The 19,521-nt window shown below is 66.9% G+C and carries 15 protein-coding genes; 9 read left to right on the forward strand and 6 right to left on the reverse strand.

Annotated elements, in window-relative coordinates:
• Positions 1-88 precede the first annotated feature (88 nt).
• Together MWN33_RS14780 and MWN33_RS14785 are read right to left on the reverse strand one after the other, a co-directional pair.
• Positions 89-1,018: a response regulator gene (locus MWN33_RS14780; RefSeq protein ID WP_247201803.1), complete on the reverse strand. Its 930-nt coding sequence runs from the start codon at positions 1,016-1,018 to the stop codon at positions 89-91.
• Positions 1,008-4,397 (reverse strand): hybrid sensor histidine kinase/response regulator, encoded by a 3,390-nt coding sequence (locus MWN33_RS14785; RefSeq protein WP_247201804.1) that lies wholly within the window; start codon positions 4,395-4,397, stop codon positions 1,008-1,010. The genes MWN33_RS14780 and MWN33_RS14785 overlap by 11 nt, the downstream gene beginning before the upstream one ends.
• 489 nt (positions 4,398-4,886) lie before the next feature.
• On the opposite strand from MWN33_RS14785, the gene urtA reads away from it, so the two are divergent.
• The 7 genes from urtA (at position 4,887) to MWN33_RS14820 (ending at position 11,688) form a co-directional block, all read left to right on the forward strand.
• Positions 4,887-6,167, forward strand: coding sequence for an urea ABC transporter substrate-binding protein (urtA, locus tag MWN33_RS14790; protein WP_247201805.1), 1,281 nt, complete (start codon positions 4,887-4,889; stop codon positions 6,165-6,167).
• 97 nt (positions 6,168-6,264) lie between these two features.
• On the forward strand, positions 6,265-7,191 hold the full coding sequence (gene urtB / locus MWN33_RS14795) for an urea ABC transporter permease subunit UrtB (protein WP_247201806.1): 927 nt from the start codon (positions 6,265-6,267) through the stop codon (positions 7,189-7,191).
• A gap of 10 nt (positions 7,192-7,201) precedes the next feature.
• The gene (urtC, locus tag MWN33_RS14800) at positions 7,202-8,362 is read left to right on the forward strand and encodes an urea ABC transporter permease subunit UrtC (RefSeq protein WP_247201807.1); all 1,161 of its coding nucleotides are present in this window, start codon (positions 7,202-7,204) and stop codon (positions 8,360-8,362) included.
• A 12-nt stretch (positions 8,363-8,374) separates the two neighbouring features.
• Complete coding sequence (gene urtD, locus MWN33_RS14805; protein WP_247201808.1) at positions 8,375-9,142, forward strand: urea ABC transporter ATP-binding protein UrtD; 768 nt, start codon at positions 8,375-8,377, stop codon at positions 9,140-9,142.
• A 10-nt stretch (positions 9,143-9,152) separates the two neighbouring features.
• Complete coding sequence (gene urtE / locus MWN33_RS14810) at positions 9,153-9,842, forward strand: urea ABC transporter ATP-binding subunit UrtE (RefSeq protein WP_247201809.1); 690 nt, start codon at positions 9,153-9,155, stop codon at positions 9,840-9,842.
• 48 nt (positions 9,843-9,890) lie between these two features.
• Positions 9,891-11,120 (forward strand): formamidase, encoded by a 1,230-nt coding sequence (fmdA, locus tag MWN33_RS14815; RefSeq protein ID WP_247201810.1) that lies wholly within the window; start codon positions 9,891-9,893, stop codon positions 11,118-11,120.
• A 211-nt stretch (positions 11,121-11,331) separates the two neighbouring features.
• Positions 11,332-11,688: an FmdB family zinc ribbon protein gene (locus tag MWN33_RS14820; protein ID WP_247201811.1), complete on the forward strand. Its 357-nt coding sequence runs from the start codon at positions 11,332-11,334 to the stop codon at positions 11,686-11,688.
• 121 nt (positions 11,689-11,809) lie between these two features.
• On the opposite strand, the gene ggt is transcribed toward MWN33_RS14820, so the two are convergent.
• Positions 11,810-13,573 (reverse strand): gamma-glutamyltransferase, encoded by a 1,764-nt coding sequence (ggt, locus tag MWN33_RS14825; protein WP_247201812.1) that lies wholly within the window; start codon positions 13,571-13,573, stop codon positions 11,810-11,812.
• Between the two features lie 351 nt (positions 13,574-13,924).
• On the opposite strand from ggt, the gene MWN33_RS14830 reads away from it, so the two are divergent.
• Both MWN33_RS14830 and MWN33_RS14835 read left to right on the forward strand, forming a co-directional pair.
• Positions 13,925-14,398, forward strand: a complete 474-nt coding sequence (locus MWN33_RS14830; RefSeq protein WP_247201813.1) for a YaiI/YqxD family protein — start codon at positions 13,925-13,927, stop codon at positions 14,396-14,398.
• Between the two features lie 31 nt (positions 14,399-14,429).
• On the forward strand, positions 14,430-15,179 hold the full coding sequence (locus MWN33_RS14835) for a 3-keto-5-aminohexanoate cleavage protein (protein ID WP_247201814.1): 750 nt from the start codon (positions 14,430-14,432) through the stop codon (positions 15,177-15,179).
• Positions 15,180-15,566: 387 nt separating this feature from the next.
• Here the strand turns inward: MWN33_RS14835 and MWN33_RS14840 are convergent, their stop codons facing one another.
• From MWN33_RS14840 to ppc, 3 genes are all read right to left on the reverse strand, one after another.
• Positions 15,567-16,199, reverse strand: coding sequence for an FMN-binding negative transcriptional regulator (locus tag MWN33_RS14840; protein ID WP_247201815.1), 633 nt, complete (start codon positions 16,197-16,199; stop codon positions 15,567-15,569).
• 71 nt (positions 16,200-16,270) lie between these two features.
• Positions 16,271-16,564 carry a cupin domain-containing protein gene (locus MWN33_RS14845; protein WP_247201816.1) on the reverse strand — a complete coding sequence of 98 codons (294 nt, stop codon included), beginning with the start codon at positions 16,562-16,564 and terminating at the stop codon, positions 16,271-16,273.
• Positions 16,565-16,570: 6 nt separating this feature from the next.
• Complete coding sequence (gene ppc, locus MWN33_RS14850) at positions 16,571-19,363, reverse strand: phosphoenolpyruvate carboxylase (protein WP_247201817.1); 2,793 nt, start codon at positions 19,361-19,363, stop codon at positions 16,571-16,573.
• Positions 19,364-19,521: the final 158 nt, after the last annotated feature.

Raw genomic sequence — 19,521 nt, forward strand, 5'->3', positions numbered from 1 at the left:
GTCAGCGGAGAAGGTTTGGGGATCGAGGCCCGTCGCGGGCTGCCAGAGGGCGGCCACAGTCTTCGCGTCGGAAGGTGCGGCTGTGCTCTCAGCGGCTGGTCAACGCCGTCACCGCGAGCGCCGTGGCGGCGGCCCGGTTCTCGACGCCGATCTTCGCGTAGATCTGCTCGAGGTGCTTGTTCACCGTGCGTGGCGACAGCCCGAGGATTTCGCCGATGTCGCGATTGGCCTTGCCGCGCGCCAGCCACATCAGCACCTCGGCCTCGCGCACGGTAAGGTTCAGCTTCACCTTGAGCACCTGTTCGGGTGGCAGGTGGTCGTCCTCGACGATGCGCAGCAGCAGTTCTTCCGGGCCGATCTGCCCGACATAGGAGAGCCTTAGCCGGCGCGCCGAGCTGTCGACCGCCAGTTCGATGGCGTCGGGCTGGGCGGCAGCCTCGCCCTTGCGCCCCTCCAGCCAGCGCCGTACCGGCTCCGGGAGCGTCAGGCTGTCGCCCGGCGGCGAGGCGGTGATCGAGGTCAGCAGGGCGGTCGCCTGCGGGGTCGACCACAGCACCCGTCCCTCGCGCGTCGCCGAGAGCAGGTAGCGCCCGGCCGCATCGAGCGCCGCGCGGGCGCTGTGGGTCTGGCGCGCATTGGCGAGATGCACGCGGATGCGCGCGATCAGCTCGTCCGGCGAGATCGGCTTGGTCACATAGTCGACCCCGCCCGCCTCCAGCCCCTTCACGATCTGCTCGGTCTCCGAAAGGCCGGTCATGAAGATGACCGGGACATGGGCGACCGACTTGTTGCGCTTGAGCTGGCGGCAGGTCTCGAAGCCGTCCATCCCCGGCATAACCGCGTCCATCAGGATGACGTCGGGCGTGATGCGCTCGACCAGCGCCAGCGCATTGGCGCCCTCGGTGGCGACCAGCACGGTGGCGCCGGCCGCCTCCAGCGCGTCGGTGAGGAGACTGAGGGTCTCGGGCGAATCGTCCACGACGAGGACGATGTCTCGGCGCTCCACGCTATGCATCATTGCTGCGCAACGCCTCCAGGACGGCCATGTATTGTTTGAGGTCAAACGTTTCCATCAGGTCGCGCATATGCGTGACGAACGCCCGGTTGTCGGGAGAGGCGTTCTCGATCTCGCTCAGCTTGGCCTGGATGCCGCGCACATAGCCGATCTCGCCGAGCTTCACGAGATCGTCGATATGCACGCCGGAAGGCGCCTGAAGGCTGCCGACCGGCACCACCTCCTGCACCGCGCGGGCGGTGATCTCGGCTTCGCCCACCCATTCGATATCGAGCAGGACGGCCATCTTCTCCAGCAGCGTGCGCAGATGCACGGGCTTGACCAGATGGTCGTCGTGCTGGGAGAGCCCGTCGCCGTGGATTTCGCCGGCATTGGCGGAGATCATGATGATGCGCGGGCGCACACGCCCCTCGTCGCGCAGCAGCCGCACCACCTCCCAGCCGTTCAGACCCGGCATGGAGATGTCAAGCAGCAGCAGGTCCGGATCCCATTCGCGCACCATGTCGAGCGCCTGCACGCCATCGGCGGCGGCGAGCACGGTGAAGCCGAGCGGCACCAGAAGCTCGTGCATCAGGTCGCGATGGGCGGTGTCGTCGTCCGCCACCAGCACGGTGCGGCGCGGGCCGGTATAGCCGGCGATGTGCCGGTGCTGGATCGGGGCAACGCCGGACGGATTCGTCACCTCCGACAGCATCAGCTTCACCCGGAAGGCGCTGCCCTCCCCCGGTGTCGAGGAGAGCGAGATTTCCCCGCCCATGATCTCGGTGAGCAGCTTGGTGATGGTGAGGCCGAGGCCGATGCCGGCGGTGGAATAGGTGCCCGCCCGCTCCCCGCGCTCGAACGGCTCGAAGATGCGCTTGTGGTCGGCGGCGGGAATACCGATGCCGCTGTCCTCCACCTCGAACTCGGCGACCTGGTTGCGATAGGCGACGCGCAGCGCCACCCGGCCCCTGGCGGTGAACTTGATGGCGTTGGAGAGCAGGTTGATGAGGATCTGCCGCAGCCGCTTCTCGTCGGTATAGACCACCGCCGGCAGCCGGTCCGGCCGCACATAGACGAAATCGATGCCCTTGGCGGTCGCCTGCAGGCGGAACATGTCGACGAGCTGGTCGAGGAAGTCGCCGATGCGCACCTCGTCGCGGTTGAGGTGCAGGCGCCCGGCCTCGATCTTGGAGATGTCGAGCAGGCCGTCGATCAGGCCGGACAGGTGCTCGGCCGAGCGGCGGACCACCCGGATGGCGTCGCGCCGGTGCGGGGGAATGGCGGTGTCGCGCTCCAGAAGCTGGGCATAGCCGAGAATCGCGTTGAGCGGCGTGCGCAGCTCGTGGCTGATGCCCACGACGTAGCGGCTCTTGGCGAGGTTGGCGGCCTCGGCGGCTTCCTTCGCTTTCTGCAGCTTGGCGTCGGTGCGCTTGTGCGCCTCGATCTCGCGCATCAGCAGCGAGGTCTGGCGGTTGCTCTCCTCCTGCGCGACGCTGCGGCTCTCCTGCGCCAGCACGAACAGCCAGGCCGCGACGCCGGCGATGATCAGCAGGATGAAGTAGAGCGTGAACAGGACGTTGCCGACCGCCTCGCTCTCCGGCGCCGGCGCGAACGTCGCCTGGAAATAGATCACGCCCAATATGCCGCCGATCACCAGAGCGAGCAGCGACATGACGCCTATGTAATGGCCGAGGCGGGAATTGACCTGCGCCACCACCCAGCCCGGCAGGGTCGCCCGCATCGCCGCCAGTATCTGGTCGGGGAAGCGCGCATCTTCCTTGCAGCGGTCGTTGCAGCGCGCGTCCAGCGAGCAGCACAGCGAACAGATCGGCCCGGCATAGACCGGGCAGTGCGCCATGTCCTCCGGCTCGAACTTGTGCTCGCAGATGCAGCATTTGATCGTGTGGCGGGCATCCCAGTTCTTGGCCGTGCGCCGGGCGATGTAGTAGCGGCCGCCGGTGGCGAAGGCGATGCCGGCCGCCGCCACGAAGGAGACGGCGAGCGCGAGGAACGGCGCGAACACCTTCAGCGTCGGCCCGAAGAAGCCGGCGAAGGCGATGATGCCGACCAGCGTGCCGGCCAGCACCGCGCCGACGCCGACCGGATTGATGTCGTAGAGATGCGCCCGCTTGAACTCGATGCCCGGCGGACTCCAGCCCATCGGCTTGTTGACCACGAGGTCGGCCACCAGCGCCGCCACCCACGCCACCGCGACGATGGCGTAGAGGCCGAGGATCTGCTCCAGCGCCTTGTAGATGCCGAGCGCCATCAGGGTGAGCGCGATGGTGACGTTGAACACCAGCCACACGACGCGGCCGGGATGGCTGTGCGTCAGGCGCGAGAAGAAGTTCGACCAGGCGATCGAGCCCGCATAGGAGTTGGTGACGTTGATCTTGAGCTGGGCGAGGATGACGAAGACGCCGGTGAAGGCGAGCGACAGCTCGGGCGACAGCACCGTCTTGAACGCCACCAGATACATCTGGGTCGGCTCGGTGGCATGGATCAGCGGCACGCCCTGGGTAAGCGCGAAATAGGCAAGGAAGGAGCCGGCCAGCATCTTGATGCCGCCGGGGATGATCCAGCCCGGCCCGGCGCTGAGCAGCGCGACCCACCACAGCACGTTGCGGGCGGTCTCGCTGCGCCCCGGCGCCCGGCGCGGCAGGAAGCGCAGGAAGTCGACCTGCTCGCCGATCTGCGCCACCAGCGCGAACACCACCGTCGTCGCCGCGCCGAACAGCACGAGGTCGAAGGAGCCGTCGCGCGGGCCGAGCCGCCCGGTAAAGGAGGTCCAGCCGGCCAGCGGATCGTCGGCCATGGCGAAGATGAAGACGAACGGAATGATGTTCAGCACCAGCCAGAAGGGCTGCGTCCAGAGCTGGAACCGGCTGATGAAGGTGATGCCGTGCGTGACCAGCGGGATGACCACCAGCGCGCTGATGAAATAGCCCACCATCAGCGGCACGCCGAAGCACATCTCCAGCGCCAGCGCCATGATGGCCGCCTCGATGGCGAAGAACAGGTAGGTGAAGGAGGCGTAGATCAGCGAGGTGACGGTGGAGCCGATATAGCCGAAGCCGGCGCCGCGGGTCAGCAGGTCGATGTCGACGCCGAACTTGGCGGCGTAGTAGCTGATCGGCAGGCCGGCGGCGAAGATGATGGCGCAGACCACAAGGATGGCGGCCACCGCGTTCTGGAAGCCGTAGGCGAGCGTGATCGCCCCGCCGATCGCCTCCAGCGCCAGGAAGGAGACGGCGCCGAGCGCGGTGTTGGCCACACGCAGCGCCGACCAGCGGCGCGCGCTCTTGGCCGTGAAGCGCAGCGCGTAGTCTTCCAGCGTCTCGTTGACGACCCATTGATTGTACCGGCGCCGTACGCGAACGATCTTCTGCTCCGCCGCCATAGGGTTCCGCCTCGCCGTATCGACGCCAGACATGCCTGCGCGCTCACCCTCCCCCGGACTTTTGCTTTTCTGCCGCACTGCGCCGAAACCGCCGGAATGCCGGCCTCACCGGACTGGATCAAGCACGATCCGTTCCAGTTAAGTCGTTATCCCCCGCGTCACGCTGACCTTCCCGTCGCATCTCTGTATCGGCGGCCCGCACGACGCGACTGTCAATGATTTATTTTCAAATTAAACACAAACGGAGCACGCCTCTTACCCGTTAACCGTCGCCAGATCATGGAACTTCTTCACGCGCGCGCGAACAAGTTCACCGGCGAACGCACACGCGCCGCCGAGCTTATGGGAGACACTGTGTCGGAGCGGGGGCGAAACCCCTATACGTCAATCGACGTATTGCTGCATCGCGTCATCGGCCTCCACGATCCAGCCAATGCAAGCCCACAGATAAGCTTGTTAAGGCCACGTCAAACCCGTGGAGGGGAACTTATGTCTTCGAATAACGACAATTCTTCCAAGTTTTCGAGCACGCGTCGAAAGCTACTGATGGGCATGGCCGCGTTGCCCGCCGCGCCTCTTCTGGCGAATACCGGCCTGTTTTCGACGCCGGCCTTCGCCCAGGCGCCCGCGACGTCTGCCGTGAACACCACGGGCCTCGCCGTCACCGACACCGAAGTCACCGTCGGCATCCTGCACTCGGTCACCGGCACGATGGCGATCTCCGAGACCGGCTCGGTGCAGGCCGAGAAGCTCGCCATCGAGCAGATCAACGCCATGGGCGGCGTGCTCGGCCGCAAGATCAAGTTCATCCAGGAAGACGGCGCCTCCGATTGGCCGACCTTCGCCGAGAAGGCCAAGAAGCTGCTGGTCAACGACAAGGTCGCCGCCATCATGGGCTGCTGGACCTCGGCCTCGCGCAAGGCGGTGCTGCCGGTCGTCGAGCAGTATAACGGCATGCTCTACTACCCGACCTTCTATGAAGGCCTCGAGCAGTCCAAGAACGTCATCTACACCGGCCAGGAAGCCACCCAGCAGATCCTCGCCGGCCTCGACTGGGTCAACAAGACCAAGGGCGCCAAGAGCTTCTACCTCATCGGCTCGGACTACATCTGGCCGCGCACCTCGATGAAGATCGCCCGCAAGCACATCGAGAACAAGCTGTCCGGCAAGGTCGTCGGCGAGGATTACTTCCCGCTCGGCCACACCCAGTTCAACTCGGTGATCAACAAGTTCAAGCTCACCAAGCCGGACGTGATCTACGCCGCGGTCGTCGGCGGCTCGAACGTCGCCTTCTACAAGCAGCTCAAGGCGGCCGGCATCGACCTCTCCAAGCAGACCCTGCTCACCATCTCGGTGACCGAGGACGAGATCGACGGCATCGGCGGCGAGAACTTCGTCAACGCCTATAGCTGCATGAAGTACTTCCAGTCGCTGGACAACCCGAACAACAAGGACTTCGTCGCCGCCTTCAAGAAGATGTGGGGCGAGAAGACCGTGATCGGTGACGTCACCCAGGCTGCCTATCTCGGCCCGTGGCTGTGGAAAATGACCGTCGAGAAGGCCGGCTCCTTCGACGTCGACAAGATCGCCGAGGCCTCGCCCGGCATCGAGTTCACCAAGGCGCCGGAAGGCTACGTCAAGATCCACCCGAACCATCACCTGTGGTCGAAGACCCGCGTCGGCCAGGCGCAGGCCGACGGCCAGTTCAAGGTGGTGTTCGAGACCCCCGAGCTGATCGAGCCGGATCCGTTCCCGAAGGGCTACCAGTGATCGCCTGAAGCTCCCACCCGGAGAGGGTTCGCCCTCTCCGGGGCTCTTTCCGTTGACGGGGACCGCGCCGCACGCGCGCACGCCGGGGGATTCCTGAATGTTTTCCGACTATTCGCTGGCCGAGCTCGGCTCGATCTTCATCATGCAAGGCTTCGCCGGCCTTATCCTGTTCTCGGTCTTCGTGCTCATGGCGCTGGGCCTGGCCATCATCTTCGGCCAGATGGGCGTCATCAACATGGCGCATGGCGAGTTCATGATCCTCGGCGCCTATGTCACCTATTTCACCTCACAGCTTTTTCTTCATTACATTCCCTCTCTGTTCGGCATCTACTTCTTCATTGCGATGATATTGGCCTTCTTCGCCTCCGGCGCGCTCGGAATGGCGGTGGAATGGCTGATGATCCGGCGCCTCTACAAGCGCCCGCTCGACACGCTGCTCGCCACCTGGGGCCTCAGCCTCATCCTCCAGCAGGTCTACCGCTCCGTTTTCGGCCCCCGCGAGGTCGGCGTCGAGCTGCCGAACTGGATGATGGGCTCGCTGCCCGTGACCGAGGTGGTGGAGGTGCAGATCAACGGCCTGTTCGTCATGGGCCTGACCATCGCCATCACCATCGCCGTCGCCCTGCTGATGTACAAATCGGCCTGGGGCAAGCAGGTGCGCGCCGTGGTGCAGAACCGCGTCATGGCGGGCGCCGTCGGCATCAACACCGAGAAGATCGACCGCTACACCTTCGGCCTCGGCTGCGGCATCGCCGGCGTTGCCGGCTCGGCCTTCACCATGATCGGCTCGACCGGCCCGACCTCCGGCCAGCTCTACATCGTCGACACCTTCCTGGTCGTCGTCTTCGGCGGCGCGCAGAGCCTGCTCGGCACCATCGCCTCCGCCTTCACCATCTCGCAGGCCCAGTCGACCATGGAGTTCTTCCTCTCCGGCTCGATGGCCAAGGTCCTCACGCTGCTCGGCGTGGTCATCATCCTGATGCTGCGGCCCCAGGGCCTGTTCGTCATCAAGGTCCGTCGCTGAGGAGGCGCATATGAGCAAAGCATCAGGCCGCACCTTCTTCCTGCGACCGCAGGACATCATCGGCATCGTCGTCCTCGCCTTCATCCTGGTCGTCGTCCTGCCGCTGACGCTGGACAATTTCCGCCTCCAGTTCGTCGGCAAGTACCTCACCTACGCCTTCGTGGCGCTCGGCCTCGTGCTCTGCTGGGGCTATGCCGGCATTCTCTCGCTCGGCCAGGGCGTGTTCTTCGGCCTCGGCGGCTACTGCATGGCGATGTTCCTCAAGCTGGAAGCCTCCAGCCCGGCGAACACCAAGATCCAGACCACGCCCGGCATTCCGGACTTCATGGACTGGAACCAGATCACCGAGCTGCCCTGGTTCTGGGAACCGTTCAAGAGCTTCGGCTTCACCACCGTCGCGGTGGTGCTGGTGCCCGCCTTCTTCGCCCTCGTGCTCGGCTACGCCATGTTCAAGCGGCGCGTGGGCGGCGTGTACTTCGCCATCATCACCCAGGCGCTCGCCGCGATCATGACCATCCTGATCATCGGCCAGCAGGGCTATACCGGCGGCATCAACGGCATCACGGACCTGCGGACCCTGCACGGCTGGGACATCCGCACCGACAGCGCCAAGACGATCCTCTACTTCGTCTGCGTGGCGCTGCTGATCGCCTGCATCCTGCTCGCCTTCTACGTGAAGTCCTCCAAGCTCGGCCGCATCCTCGTCGCCATGCGCGACAAGGAGGACCGCGTCCGCTTCTCCGGCTACGACGTCTCCAGCTTCAAGATCTTCGTGTTCTGCCTGGCGGCGTCGCTGTCGGCCATCGGCGGGGCGATGTTCACCTTGCAGGTCGGCTTCATGTCGCCGTCCTTCGTCGGCATCGTGCCCTCGATCGAGATGGTCATCTACACCGCCGTCGGCGGGCGCCTGTCCATCCTCGGCGCCATCTACGGCACGCTCGTCGTCAACTGGGCCAAGACGTCCTTCTCGGAAAGCTTCCCCGAGCTGTGGCTGTTCGGCCTCGGCGGCCTGTTCATCGCCGTGGTGCTCATCTTCCCGAACGGCATTGCCGGCCTCTGGCAGACCTACATCGCCCCCCATCTCGGCCCGCTCTTCGGCGGTGTCGCGAAGCGCAAGGCGACGCCCCCCGCCCCGCCGTCCCCCGGGACGGCCCCCGCCGCGGCCGAGTGAGGAGCCGGTGCCATGAACGCGCAAGTCATCACCGACACCATGAACAAGGACTTCGTCCTCGCGGTGGAAGGGCTCACCGTCTCCTTCGACGGCTTCAAGGCGGTCAACGACCTTTCCTTCTATGTCGACGAGAACGAGATCCGCGTGATCATCGGCCCCAACGGGGCTGGCAAGACGACGGTGCTCGACCTCATCTGCGGCCGCACCAAGGCCACCACAGGCTCGATCCGCTTCAAGGAGCGCGAGCTGACCAAGATGAAGGAGCACGAGATCGTCCGGGCGGGCGTGGGGCGCAAGTTCCAGAACCCCTCGATCTACGAGGACCTCACCGTCTTCGAGAATCTCGAAATCTCCTATCCCAAGGGCCGCTCGGTCGCCGGGGCGCTGACCTTCCGCCGCGACGCCGCAGTGAAGGAGCGGGTGCAGGAGATCGCCGAGACGATCTTCCTCGCCGACCAGCTCGACCAGCGCGCCGAATATCTCTCGCACGGCCAGAAGCAGTGGCTGGAGATCGGCATGCTGCTGATCCAGGACCCCGAGCTTCTCATGCTCGACGAGCCGGTGGCCGGCATGAGCGTGTCCGAGCGCAAGAAAACGGCGGAGCTGCTGAACACCATCATCAAGAACCGCTCGGTGATCGTAATCGAGCACGACATGAAGTTCGTCGAGGACATCGCCCACAAGGTGACGGTGCTGCACCAGGGCAAGATTCTCTCGGAAGGCTCGATGGCCAAGGTCCAGGCGGACCCGAAGGTCATCGAAGTCTATCTCGGCCACTGAGGGGCGGATCATGCTGAACGTTTCACACCTGCACGTCTCCTACGGCGAGAGCGAGGTGCTGCACGGCCTCGACTTCAAGGTCGCACCCAACGAGATCATCGCCATCATGGGCCGCAACGGCATGGGCAAGACCACGCTCATGAAGTCGCTCATGGGCATCGTGCCGACCAAGAGCGGCACGGTGACGGTGGGCGACACCGACATCACGAAGCTCAAGAGCTATGAGCGCGTGGCCAACGGCGTCGCCTATGTGCCGCAGGGCCGCATGATCTTCTCCACCATGACGGTTCAGGAGAACATCGAGACCGGGCTCATCCCGCGCGGCGAGAGCAAGGTGCCGCCGGATATCTACGAGCTGTTCCCGGTGCTGCTGGAAATGAAGGGCCGGCGCGGCGGCAACCTCTCCGGCGGCCAGCAGCAGCAGCTCGCCATCGCCCGGGCGCTCGCCACCGCGCCGAAGGTGCTGCTGCTCGACGAGCCGACCGAGGGCATCCAGCCCTCCATCATCCGCGAGATGGCGCGCACGCTGAAGCGCATCCGCGACGAGCGCGGGCTCTCCATCGTCGTCTCCGAGCAGGTGCTGTCCTTCGCCCTCGACATCGCCGACCGCGTCCTCGTCATCGAGAACGGCGAGATCGTCCACGAAGACAAGCGCGCCGACGTCGACGAGGCGAAGGTCGCGCGATTCCTGTCGGTCTGAGGCCCGCGCCCGACCGTTCTGCCAGCTTGCCCAAGGGGAGTGAGAAGCATGACCGAAACACTGATCAAGATCGACCTGAACCAGTCGGCCTACGACAACGACATGGTTCACAACCGCTGGCACCCGGACATTCCGATGGTGGCCTGGGTGAAGCCCGGCGACGACTTCATCGTCGAGACCTATGACTGGACCGGCGGCTTCATCAAGAACAACGAGTCGGCCGACGACGTGCGCGACATCGACCTGTCGATCGTGCACTTCCTGTCCGGTCCCATCGGCGTGAAGGGCGCCGAGCCGGGCGACCTGCTGGTGGTGGACCTGCTCGACATCGGCGCCATGCCCGACAGCCAGTGGGGCTTCAACGGCTTCTTCTCGAAGAAGAATGGCGGCGGCTTCCTGACCGACCACTTCCCGCTGGCGCAGAAGTCCATCTGGGACTTCAAGGGCATGTACACCTCCTCGCGCCATGTGCCGGGCGTGAACTTCGCCGGCCTCATCCATCCCGGCCTGATCGGCTGCCTGCCCGATCCGAAGCTGCTGGAGACATGGAACACCCGCGAGCAGGGGCTGATCGACACCAACCCGACCCGCGTGCCCCCGCTGGCCGCCCCGCCCTTCGCGGCGACCGCCCATATGGGCCGGCTGACCGGCGACGCGAAGGCGGCCGCCGCGGCCACCGGCGCGCGCACTGTTCCCCCGCGCGAGCATGGCGGCAACTGCGACATCAAGGACCTGTCGCGCGGCTCCAAGATCTACTTCCCCGTCTATGTCGAAGGCGGCGGCCTCTCCATGGGCGACCTGCACTTCAGCCAGGGCGATGGCGAGATCACCTTCTGCGGCGCCATCGAGATGGCCGGCTGGGTGCACCTCAAGGTCGAGGTGCTGAAGGGCGGCATGGCCAAGTACGGGATCAAGAACCCGATCTTCAAGCCCTCGCCGGTGACGCCGAACTACAAGGACTACCTGATCTTCGAGGGCATCTCGGTCGACGAGCAGGGCGGCCAGCACTATCTCGACGTGCACATCGCCTATCGCCAGGCCTGCCTCAACGCCATCGAGTACCTGAAGAAGTTCGGCTACTCGGGCGCGCAGGCCTATTCGATCCTCGGCACCGCGCCGGTGCAGGGCCATATTTCGGGCGTCGTCGACATCCCGAACGCCTGCGCCACGCTGTGGCTGCCGACCGAGATCTTCGATTTCGACATCAACCCGACCGCCGCCGGCCCGACCAAGTTCCTCGACGGCTCCGTCGACATGCCGCTTTCACCGGACCTTTGACCCCCGCTTAGTCCGGTGCATGCGGGGCGGTGCAGAGCGCCGCCCCGCCCCTCCTTGCCCAAATCCTGGGGCGGCGCGGAGCGTCGCCCCTCCCGTCCTTGACCAAATCCCGGGGTGACGCCCAAGGCGTCGCCCCGCCCCGAATTCGCAGAGAACGGGGCGGCGCCGAGTGCCGCCCCGTCCTTCGAGGAAACGCCCAGGGAACAGGCTCATGCCCGTCTATGAATATCAGTGCGACAGCTGCGGTGACTTCACCGAGATGCGGCCGATGAGCGAGTATCAGGCCCCGCAGCCCTGCCCGGACTGCGGCGCGATGGCCCCCCGCGTGATGCTGACCGCGCCGCATTTCAGCGGCATCTCCCGCGAGAGCCTGATCGCCCATTCCACCAATGAACGCGCTTCCAACGCGCCGATGACGACCGGCGAATTCGCCGCGAAGAAGCACCCGTCGAGCTGCTCCTGCTGCTCGGGCGGCATGAAGAGCCGCACGAAAAAGTCGAAGACCGCGACGGCGGCGAGCGGCGCCAAGAGCTTCCCCACCGCGCGGCCCTGGATGATCAGCCACTGACGAGAGGTCGTTATCCCGGACGCTCCGCAAGCGCGATCCGGGATCGTGTAAACATTGGAGAGCGATTCCGGCTCTCGCTGCGCCTCGGCCGAGATGACGCCAAGGCCCGGCGCTAGAACTCTCACTCCCCGATCGCCATGCCTTCGCGGCGCGGATCGGCGGCGCCGACGAGCCGCCCCTCGCCGATGGAGACGGCCTGCACGCCGGAGGTCATCGGCAGCGTCTTCACGTCGAAACCGAACGCCTTGAGCGCCGGCATCATCGCCTCGGCGGGCGTGCCCTGCTCGATCTCCAGCGCCTTGAAGCGCGCCAGCACGTTCGGCGCCGCGATGGCTTTGTCGAGCGGCATCCCCCAATCGATATGGGCGATCAGCGTCTTGGCGACGTAGCCGATGATCTGGCTGCCGCCGGGCGAGCCGAGCGCCAGCACCGGCCGCCCCGCCTTCATCACGATGGTCGGCGCCATGGAGGAGCGCGGGCGCTTGCCCGGCTCGACGCGGTTGGCCACCGGCACGCCGTCACGGTGCGAGCGGAAGGAGAAGTCGGTCAGCTCGTTGTTGAGCAGGAAGCCGCCCACCATGAGGCGCGAGCCGAAGGCCGCCTCGATGGTCGAGGTCATGGAGGCGACGTTGCCGCGCGCGTCGACGATGGTGATCTGCGTCGTCGACGGCAGTTCCGGCGCCTGGCCGTCCGCCCGCGGCGGCGCCGCCATGGCGTGGTCCCAGCGCGGCGCGCCGGCCGCCACCTCGGGCAGCGCGCTCTCACGCACCAGCAGGGCGGCGCGGCCGGCGAGATAGTTCCGCGCCAGCAGGCCGCGCGTCGGCATCGGCACGAAATCGTCGTCCGCCATGTAGCGTTCGCGGTCGGCGAAGGCGAGACGCGAGGCGTCGGCGATCAGCCGCCAGGAATCCGGCGTGTCGCCCTTCGCCTTCAGGTCGTAGAAGTCCAGCACGCCGAGGATCTGGCCGAGGGTCAGCGCCCCGGAACTGGGCGGGCCCATGCCGCATATGTCGAGCGCGCGATAGCTCGCGCAGACCGGCGCCCGCTCGACCACCCGGTATTCGCGCAGGTCGCCCGCCGACAGCAGCCCCGGATTGGCGGCGCCGCGCACCGTCCGCACGATATCGCGGGCCAGCGTACCGCTGTAGAAAGCATCCGCGCCACCGTCGCGCAGCAGGCGCAGCGTGCGCGCATAGGCCGGGTTCTTCAGCCGCGCGCCCTCCTTCAGCGGCGCGCCGCCGGGGAGGAAATAGGCGCGCGCCGCGCCATCGCGCGCCAGCGTCTCCTTCTCCGCCTCGATCAGGCCGGCAAGGCGCGGCGAGACCGTAAAACCCTTGTCCGCGAGGCGCAGCGCCGGGCGGAACAGCCTCGCCCAGGCAAGCCGACCGTAGCGGCGATGGACAGTCTCCAGAAGGCGCGGCGTGCCGGGCGTGCCGACCGAGCGCCCGCCGACCACCGCGTCGAGGAAGGCGAGCGGCTCGCCGGCCGCGTCCTGGAACAGCGTCGGTGTCGCCGCACGGGGCGCGGTCTCTCGCCCGTCGAACGTGGTGAGCGTCTTCGTCTTCGCGTCCCAGTAGACGAGGAAGCCGCCGCCGCCGAGGCCGGAGGACTGCGGCTCGACGAGGCCAAGCACGAGCTGGGTCGCCACCAGCGCGTCGATGGCGCTGCCGCCGGCGCGCAGCATGGCGGCGCCCGCCTCGGCGGCGAGCGGATTGGCCGCCGTGACCATCCAGCGGCGCCCGGTCGCCACTTTCTGCCCCGCCGCCAGCGCGCTGGCCTGCTCCGGCGCGCGGGCGTCGGACGCCTGCTGCGCCTGTGACGGTATGGCGAAGAGGAGTGTCGCCAGCGCCAGCGCGGCACCGCGCCGTGACCATCCGCTCCGCATCGCTGCCTCCTTTGTGGGCGTGCACCAAAGATTGCTCATCGTAACGCGAAGTGAACGCCGAATCCCGCCTGCGGTAGGTGACGGGCGGGTGACGCCGACGCGAATCGGGCTAAGCTGCAATGGTCGTCAACAATTGAAAGGAGGTGATCCAGTGTCTGATCGTCTTGATCTGCGGTCGTCGGTATCCGTGACCTGGACGCTTGCCTCTTGCGAGGTCCGTGCCGCGTGATGCGACACTTCGCGCCGCCTTTTCGGCGGCTACCGGGCCGGACCGCGGTCTGACATGGGAGGGGCTGCCCGCGAGGGCAGCCCCTCTTTCTTGAGCGGATGCCCGGCAACTCAGGTTCTACTTTGACGAAGCCTATTCTGATCTACATCGACGCCGACGCCTGTCCGGTGAAGGACGAGACCTACAAGGTCGCCGCCCGCCACGGCATCAAGGTGTTTCTCGTCGCCAACGCCTACATTGCCGTGCCGCGCGATGTCGAGGTCGAGCGGGTCGTCGTGCCGGCGGGGCTCGATGTCGCCGACGACTGGATCGCCGAGCGCGTCCAGGAGGGCGACCTCGTGATCACCGCCGACGTGCCGCTCGCCGCGCGCGTGGTGGCGAAGGGCGCCGAGGCCATCGGCCCGAACGGAAAACCCTTCACCGCCGCTTCCATCGGCATGCAGCTCGCCACCCGCAACCTGATGGCGGACCTGCGCGAGGCGGGCGAGATCACGCGCGGCCCCCGCCCCTTTTCCGCCCGCGACCGCTCCGAATTCCTGCAGTCGCTGGAGCGCGCCGTACAAAGGCTGAAACGGAAAGGCTTCCTCGCGGGTTGAGGCACGACACACGCGCACCGAGGAGACCCCGATGCTGCAAGCCTGCCTGAACGGATCGCGAGCCAAGGACTTCCACTCTTTCACCCCGCTGACCCCGGCGGAACTGGCGGCGGATGCCGCCGCCGTCGTGGCGGCCGGCGCCGGGGAGTTGCATCTGCACCCGCGCGACGCTGACGGCGCCGAAACGCTCGCCGCCGGGGAGGTCGCCGCCGCGCTGGAGGCGATCCGCGCCCGCGTGCCCGGCACGCCCATCGGCCTGTCCACCCATGCCGGGATCGCCGGCGACCGTCTGGACTCGGTGCGAAGCTGGAAGGTCGTGCCCGACTACGTCTCGGTGAACCTGATCGAGGACGACGCGCCGCAGATGATCGAGCTCGCCATGTCGCGTGGCATCGGCGTCGAGGCGGGGCTGTGGTCGGTGGCCGACGCCGAGCGCTTCGTGAAGCTGCCGCAGGCGCGGCAGGCGCTGCGCATTCTCATCGAGATCAATGAGCAGGATATCGGCGAAGGGCTGGAAGTCGCCGCCCGTATCCGCAAGGTGCTCGCCGCCGCCAGTCTCGACGTGCCGGTGCTGGAGCATGGCCTCGACGCCACCGTCTGGCCGCTCTACCGCGACGCGCTGCTGCGCGGCCTCGACGGGCGCATCGGGCTGGAGGACGGCAAACTCCTGCCCGGCGGCGAAGAGGCGGCCGACAATGCCGCGCTCATCAAGGCCGCGCTGCTGCTGGCCCGCATGCCGCCGAACCTGCCGCCGGAAGCGGCGCCATCTATCGCGGGGTGAGGACCAGGAAGCGGGGCGCGCGAACGCGCCCCGCCAAACTGCCTGAACAATCAAGCAAGCAATGCGTAGAGCTTTAGCACAAGGTCGAGCAGTTCATTCAGCAAGCTGAGCAACTCGACCAAATGCATAAGCCCACGCCACGCGAACAGCGTGGTCATAGGTTCTGCTCCTAATGATCGGGAAGAACGCTCAGCGCGAGCGTTAAACGCGTATGATAACGACGGAGCGCCCGCCGGAGTCGAGCGCCGACTCAGCAGCGTAATTATCGTTAAGCGGCGGAAAAATGTCCAGTATTTTCATGCGTAATCACGCTTACTCAGCGAGTTTACGTTAGTGGCAAGGCAGACGCTCCCGAGCACTTTTCCAGAAAGGTCGCCAAACGGCACGTTACCGCCTCGCCGTCGGGATCATCGCGCCAACCTCGCGATCGCCTTCGCGCGGGCTGGCGCGCAGTCCGGCGGCCACGCCCTCGCGGTCGGCTTCGGGCCGGTTCTGGCTCATCTTGCGCTTGCCTTCGAGCCGGGCGATCGGCAGCCGCACGCCGACGATCCCCTTCAATTGCGCCCGCACGAACGCCTCCGGTGCGTCGGCGACCGACCACGGCTCGGCGCGCGGGCGCTCGTGAAGATCGGTCAGCCGCGTCACGATCTCACGAAGGTGGTCCTCGTCCTCGAAGAACTCGGGCCATCCATAGGCGTGCACCGCCGCGTAGTTCCAGGTCGGCACGACCTTGCCGTGCTCCTGCTTCGAGGCGTACCACGAGGGAGAGATGTAGGCCTCGGGGCCCGGAAAGATCACCAGCGCCTCGGCCAGCGGAGGCGCCTTCCATTGCGGGTTGGCCTTGGCGACATGCCCATAAAGCACGCCGTTCGCCCCCTCGGTGTCGTCGAGAAAGAGCGGCAGCGGCGTGGCGAGCAGCCCCTCGGCGGTGGCGGTGACAAGCGTCGCCAGCCGCGTCTCGCGCATCATCGCGTGCAGCGTGGCAGGATCGTCCTCGCGAAAGGCCGGCGGCGTGTACATGGCGGACCAAAAAGCGTTAGCGGGCGGAGCTGCGCGATTATAGCCCCGCGCCCGCGAGGTGCCACCGCCGCCTATTTCATCTCCACCTCGACGAAGCTCATCGGCGCTTCGCCGGCGTTGCGCACGTCATGGCGGATGCCGGCCGGGCGCGAATAGGCGCCGCCGGCGCTCATGCGCACCTGCGTCACCGTCCCGTCGACGTCGACCTCCATCAGCCCGTCGGTGACGAAGACGATGACATAGTCCATTGCGTGCTCGTGCCAGCCGGTCGTCGCTCCCGGCGCGAAGTCCCAGCGGGTGATCCGCACCCGGTCGTCATCGGCCAGTTGGGTCGGCACGGCCGGTATCGTGCAGGCGAAGGCCATTCGTCCTCACCCCGAATTGCGCAACCCGGCCGAGATGCCGTTGATGGTGAGCTGGATGCCCTGAAGCACCTTCTCGTCGGTGTCGTTGGCGCGGTACTTCCTCAGCAGCCCGACCTGCACGTGGTTGAGCGGGTCGATATAGGGGAAGCGCGCGCGGATCGAACGGTCCAGCATCGGATTGGAGCCGAGCAGCTTCTCCTGCTGCGAGATGGCGAGCAGCGCGTCGATGGCGGCCTGATGCTCGGCGCGGATGCGCCCGAAGATGGCTTCGCGCAGTTCCACATCCTCCACCAGCTTGGCGTAGCGCGAGGCGATGGCGATGGAGCTTTTGGAGAGCACCATGTCCATGTTGGAGAGCTGGGTACGGAAGAACGGCCACTCCCGATACATCTCCTGCAGCAGCGGCAGTCCGTCCGGATGGCGCTCCAGCCAGGAGTTGATCGCGGTGCCGAAGCCGTACCAGCCCGGCAGCATCAGCCGGCACTGGGCCCAGGAGAACACCCAGGGGATGGCGCGCAGGTCGTCGATGCGGCGCGTCTTGCGGCGCGAGGCCGGGCGCGAGCCGATGTTGAGCGTCGCGATCTCGTTGATGACGGTGGATTCCCAGAAATAGTCCTCGAAGCGCGGGGTCTCGTAGACGAGGCCGCGATAGGCGCTGAACGCGGCCTCGGACAATTCCTCCATCACGTCGAGATATTCCTCGCGCGGCGCCTTGGCGTCGCCCGACAGCAACGTCGCCTCCAGCGTCGCGGCGGCGAGGATTTCGAGATTGCCGCGTCCCACCGCCGGGTTGGAGTACTTGGACGAGATGATCTCGCCCTGCTCGGTGATGCGGATCTGCCCCTGCACCGCCCCGCCGGGCTGGGCGAGGATGGCGTCGTAGCTCGGCCCGCCGCCGCGCCCGACTGACCCACCGCGACCATGGAACAGGCGCAGCCGCACGCCATGGCGGCGGAACACCTCGATCAGCTCGATCTCGGCCTTGTAGAGCTCCCAGCCGGAGGTGACGAAGCCGCCATCCTTGTTCGAATCCGAATAGCCGAGCATCACCTCCTGCACGCCGCCACGGCTGTCCACCAGCTTGCGGTATTCCGGCAGGCGGAACATCTGCTCCATCACGCGGGCGGCGTTGCGCAGGTCCCCAATGGTCTCGAACAGCGGCACGATATGGACGGCCGAGGCGCCGGCGGGATCGACGAGGCCGACCTCCTTGAGCAGCAGCGCCAGCTCCAGCATGTCCGAGACGCTCTCGGCCTTGGAGATGATGCAGGTCTGGATCGCCTCGGGGCCGTAGATCTTGTGGATTCGCGCGCAGGTGCGCAGCATGGCGAGCTCGCCCACCGTCTCGTCGCAATAGTCCACGAAGGGCGAGGTGAGCGGGCGCGCGGTGGTCAGCTCGCGCAGCAGCAGCGCGACGCGGGTGCCCTCGGGCAGCGACTTGTAGTTGGTGCCGGGCGCCGCGACCTCCAGCAGCTCGGCGACGCAGCGCTCGTGGACGTCGGAGTTCTGCCGGGAATCGAGCACCGCGAGGTAGAAGCCGAAGGCGTCCACCGCGCGGCGCAGCGCCCGGAGCTTGCCGCGCGCGACGGCGCCGGACTTGTGCGCCTTGAGCGAGCGGTCGATCACGTCGAGATCGGCGCGCAGCTCGGCCGCATTCGCATAGGCCGCATCCGGCGGCCTGACGGTGAGGCCGAGGAGATCGGCGACTTCCAGCCGGAAGGCGGTCGCCCGAAGCCGCGCCGCGATGGCGGTGGTGGCGAGGCGGTAGGGCTCGTTGCGCCGGTGCGGCGAGAGATCGGGCGAGGCCTCGACCAGCCCCAGCAGTTCCTCGGACACCTGCACGCGGATGGTGCTGATGGAAAGCTCGGCACCGAGCGCCTCCAGCTCCTCCAGATAAAACCGCACCGCCTGCGCGCTCTGCAGGCGCATGGTCTCGCGCGTCACCTCGGCAGTGACGAAGGGATTGCCGTCGCGGTCGCCGCCGATCCAGCTGCCGATGCGCACGAAGGAGGCGATTTCCGGCGCGCCCTCGCGCGTGCCCTCCAGCGTGGCGAGGCGGTCCTCCAGCGCGGCGTAGAGCTTGGGAAGCTGCCGCAGGAAGGTGTAGTCATAATAGGAGAGGCCGTTCGCCACCTCGTCGAGCACGGTGAGCTTGGTCTTGCGCAGCAGGTTGGTCTGCCACAGCGTCAGCACGCGCCGGCGCAGCTCCTCGGCGGCGAGTTCCTGCTCCTCCGGGGTCGGGTCGCGCCGGTCCCGCTCGTCCAGAAGTTCGGCGATCCGCATCTCATGCGTCAGCGTGGAGCGGCGGCGCACCTCGGTGGGATGGGCGGTCAGCACCGGGCTCGCCAGCGCGGTCTCGAAGAACTTGCGCAGCTCGGCGGTGGAAACGCCGTGCCGCAGCGCCTCGTCCAGCGCGTTGGCGATGGTGGCCGGCGCCGGGCCGCGCCCTGCCCCCGCGCCCGCCCGCATGCGGCGGATGACGTTCTGGTCCTCGGCGATGTTGGCGAGGTGCGAGAAATAGGAGAAGGCGCGCACGATGGTGATCGCCTGATCCGGGCCGAGCCCGGCGAGGATGCCCTCCAGCTCGGCGCGGGCCCCCTCGTCCTCCTCGCGGTGGAAGCGGGTCGAGACGCGACGGATCAGCTCCACCAGTTCGTAGGTCGGCTCGCCCTCCTGGTCGCGCAGCGTCTCGCCGAGCACGCGCCCGAGCATGCGGATGTCGTCGCGCAACGACAGGTCGAGTTCGCCATCGGCTTCGGGCTCGGCATCGGTCAGGGCGATGGTGAGGGCAACGGACATGGCGATACTCCTTAAGGCTAAGCCGAACTTAGCAATTAGCATGCCGCCGATGACACCCTCGCGAGGCTGCCCGTCCCCATCTCGCGCAGCCGTAAAGGCCGCCAACGGGCGCCCGGTGCCACCCCCCGATACCCGCCGCGGCAAGCGGGCACCGAAGC

This window comes from Ancylobacter koreensis (assembly GCF_023016525.1).
Taxonomy (GTDB): domain Bacteria; phylum Pseudomonadota; class Alphaproteobacteria; order Rhizobiales; family Xanthobacteraceae; genus Ancylobacter; species Ancylobacter koreensis.